General features: G+C 57.7%; 2 protein-coding genes and 1 pseudogene. 1 reads left to right on the top strand and 2 read right to left on the bottom strand.

What is annotated here, in order from left to right:
* The first annotated feature begins 138 nt into the window (after positions 1-138).
* Complete coding sequence (locus ACOSYY_RS09640) at positions 139-1,308, top strand: IS4 family transposase (protein ID WP_421662057.1); 1,170 nt, start codon at positions 139-141, stop codon at positions 1,306-1,308.
* 149 nt (positions 1,309-1,457) lie between these two features.
* On the opposite strand, the gene ACOSYY_RS09635 is transcribed toward ACOSYY_RS09640, so the two are convergent.
* Positions 1,458-2,156 (bottom strand): PEP-CTERM sorting domain-containing protein, encoded by a 699-nt coding sequence (locus tag ACOSYY_RS09635; RefSeq protein WP_421662056.1) that lies wholly within the window; start codon positions 2,154-2,156, stop codon positions 1,458-1,460.
* A 22-nt stretch (positions 2,157-2,178) separates the two neighbouring features.
* Positions 2,179-3,037 (bottom strand): annotated as a pseudogene (locus ACOSYY_RS09630) (hypothetical protein); the annotation flags it as partial.

Genomic DNA, 3,037 nt, shown 5'->3' with positions numbered 1-3,037 from the left:
CACTGCTGTCCGGTCATTGGAGCGTAGGACTTGCGCCGAAGCACTGTAAACAAAGGGCGAGAACGTGGTCGGCGACTGCTCACGACTTGAACTCAAATCGGCGATTTCGCTCAGCAGCGGGTGTGCCAACATCGGAAAATGTATTCCGAAAAGCTGGCGTTCGCTCAACTCGTCGAATGGGTACCGCATTACGAATTCCACCGCCTGGTCGCCCGGTATCACGGAGACTACAAGGTCAGTAGCTTCTCTTGTTGGGACCAATTCCTCTGCATGGCCTTTGCGCAACTGACTTATCGAGAGAGTCTGCGGGACATCGAAGCCTGTCTGCGCGCCCGCCCCAATCTGCTCTATCATATGGGCATTCGCGGCCATGTCGCTCGGAGTACCTTGGCCGATGCCAATGAGCAAAGGGATTGGCGCATCTATGCCGACTTGGCCCAGAAGCTCATCGGGCGGGCGCGCCAGCTCTATGCCCACGACGATTTCGGAGTGGAACTGGAGGAAACGGTCTACGCGTTTGACTCCACCACGATCGAGCTGTGCTTGAACCTGTTTCCGTGGGCTCGGTTCCGTCGACAGAAGGCGGGCATCAAACTCCACACCCTGCTCGACCTGCACGGATCGATCCCGAGCTTCATTCGCCTGACAGACGCGGCTTGCCACGATGTCAACGCCCTGGACGCGCTGCCCCTGGAGCCCGGAGCTTTCTACGTGATGGACCGCGGTTATGTGGACTTCACTCGCCTGTATCGTTTCACCCAGGCGGGAGCCTTCTTTGTGACGCGCGCCAAAGAAGGAATGAAGAGTTGGCGCCACAGTTCCCGGCCAGTGGAACCGAACCAGGGTGTTCGCTCCGATCAACTGATCCGCTTGTCCGGCGCACGGAGCGCCCGGAACTACCCCGGGTTGCTGCGGCGGGTCACGTACTACCATCCCGAAACCTTCCGGCTCTTTGCTTACCTGACCAATCATCTGGAGTTAGCCGCGCTGGTCATTGCCCTGCTCTACAAGAGTCGCTGGCGAGTCGAACTGTTCTTCAAGTGGGTGAAGGGCAATCTGCGCATCCGCAACTTCTATGGGACTTCGGAGAATGCGGTGCAGACCCAAATCTGGATCGCCATATGTGTTTACGTGCTGGTTGCGATCGTCAGCAAGGAACTCGCTCTGGAGCAGAGTCTCTCCACAACTCTGCAAATTCTGAGCGTGAGCGCATTTGAGAAAGTGCCTCTGCATCAGCTACTTGCGAAAAGCGACCTCGCGAGTTTTCATATCCAAATCCCTAACCAACTGGTATTCAGCGGGTTATGACCGGACAGTAGTGAAGCCGGCTTATGGTTGCGCACGCGTCGTCACGCCGGGTACGTGGATACAGTTCAGGCCGGCGGCGGTGACGGCGGACCCCTCGAACGGCACGATTCCGACCGGTTACCTCATCCTCAGCGTTAGCACCGGCCACCTCAAGCGCCACGCCGGAGGGTAGGTGTGGGAGATTCCGGAGGCGTAGGGAAGACAGCTCCCACCGCTTGGCGCCTATCGGCGCACGCCCTCTTGGCAGCCGCGAGAGCCGCAAGCCCGAACAGCCCAAGCGCCAGGGAAGACGGTTCTGGAATGACAATCCCTGTCCGGAACCACATGTCTAGTCCCGGCTGCGCCTCTCCTTGCCAGAAAGCGGTTCCGCCAGAATACCGATAGCTGTTGTAGCCGATGACATACCAGGGATCACTGTTCATCTCGACAACAGGTTGGAAATAATAGGTTGTGCCGGGAGTGAGCGGCACCGGTGCTTGAAAGAAGAAGCTCACGGTGTTCTCCACCCCCGGCCCGTGTCCAAATCCGTCCTCCATGAGGACTGGTGCGGTTGACGCGATAATGGGGCCGCTGATCGAGTCCGACCTCAGAATAACGAAAACGCCACCACCCCGCCCGTTGCTAGCGGTATAGTCCCCCGTCCGAAGATCGATAAAATCGATTCGAGACAGGCTTGGTGTGAATGACTGACCCGATCCCAAGTTCGGATCCGGGATCCGCCATTCTGCGGCTCCCGGTGGCGACCCAGGAACCGGCGATACTTGATCGTAGATCAGGTAGCCCTGACCGCGAAGGGAAACCGTCGTCACGGCCGTCCAAGCCAGCACTATGTAGATGTCAGGCTTCATTGCCGAATCAAGATGGATATGATCACAGGTCGATGGGCGCGAAAGTGACGTGTTCGAACATCACTCCTTCAGGGGGGAAGACTGACTTCCTCACGAAATGACTCCCATCCCAATGAAGGAGTAGTAGCGCCGCCGGGTAGTCCCATACCTCGCCCGCTTGGGTGATGAGAAGATCGCCGACGTATTCGGTGAAGTAGGCCGCCGGGACCTTGTAGATCCTTCCTGCGTTGCCGTCAGTGCAGTAGAGGGCTTGACCACCCGGAATAATGTCGAAGTCCTCCGGAGCGATCCCTTCGGCGAACTCGGCAACGTTGCCAGTTGTATCGATTGTGTAGATAAGGGGAGGATCCCGGCGTTCGGCGCCGGTGACAATCCTCCCAGCCCAGGGACCATACTTCTGTTGGTCATTCGGAAGAGTGACGACACCCTCAAGGTGTGTGTTCGGAATCTCGGCGAATAATGTCTTCGTATTGGAGGTTTGATCGCCATTTGAGGTGATCCGCCACACCCGGCCACCTTCAAAAGCCTCACCGCCGGTCACGACGATCAGATCATGATTGAACAGGCCCGTTTGATCGACATACAGACCGCCGTGCACAGGACTCGTTTCACTCTCCAACACGGACCAATTCAGGATATGGACAACGTCATTCGGAGGAGCGGCACTGCGATAGACCCGCCCGATCCTGGTGTTGCCGCTCTCTGGTTTGTAGCCGAAGAACAGGTCGCCCAGCACGAAATTGGCCGCCGATGTCTTGACCGTCGTCAGCTTGATCTCATCGACCAGATTGGCTACCGCTGACCATGAAGTGCACTCGACCGTCCCTCCAACCTTCTTGATCTTGGTGAAGTTCCGTGGGACGCCAAGGCTCCACCAGTAG

It is taken from the genome of Nitrospira sp. BLG_2, from assembly GCF_049222245.1.
Note: the sequence above shows the minus strand (reverse complement) of the source record. Positions and strands in the feature narration are given on the sequence as shown.

Coding starts and splice junctions, on each gene's coding strand:
- ACOSYY_RS09635 (WP_421662056.1), bottom strand. CDS start 2,156: ATGAAGCCTGACATCTACATAGTGCTGGCTTGGACGGCCGTGACGACG.
- ACOSYY_RS09640 (WP_421662057.1), top strand. CDS start 139: ATGTATTCCGAAAAGCTGGCGTTCGCTCAACTCGTCGAATGGGTACCG.